Raw genomic sequence first — 295 nt, 5'->3', positions numbered from 1 at the left:
CACAGCCCGGCCCCGATGCTGGCGCAAACAACCAGCAGAAGCCCAACGATGACGGCGTTGTGGACGCTGACTTCAAGGAAGTTTAAGTTATGACACAAACGGCAGATGCCCGGCCAAACCGGCGGGCAGGCGTGCCGGATAAAAGCAAAAGCCGCTCCGGTTTTGCCGGGGCGGCCTTTGCTGGTTTTATAGAGGTATGGTTATGGCACAGGAAAAGCGCGATTACTACGAAGTGCTGGGAGTATCCTAAACGGCCACCGATGCGGAGATCATAAAGGCTTACCGCAAGCTGGCC

The 295-nt window shown here is 56.6% G+C and carries 1 protein-coding gene; it reads right to left on the bottom strand.

Features of this window, described 5'->3' with window-relative positions; translation table 11 throughout:
* Positions 1 to 82: 82 nt before the first annotated feature.
* Positions 83 to 295, bottom strand: a 213-nt coding sequence (locus P0G09_RS19480) for a hypothetical protein (protein WP_275253501.1), incomplete at its 5' end; no start/stop codon positions are given.

It is taken from the genome of Faecalibacterium sp. DFI.5.82, assembly GCF_029076575.1.
Classification (GTDB): Bacteria; Bacillota; Clostridia; order Oscillospirales; family Ruminococcaceae; genus Faecalibacterium; species Faecalibacterium duncaniae.
Note: the sequence above shows the minus strand (reverse complement) of the source record. Positions and strands in the feature narration are given on the sequence as shown.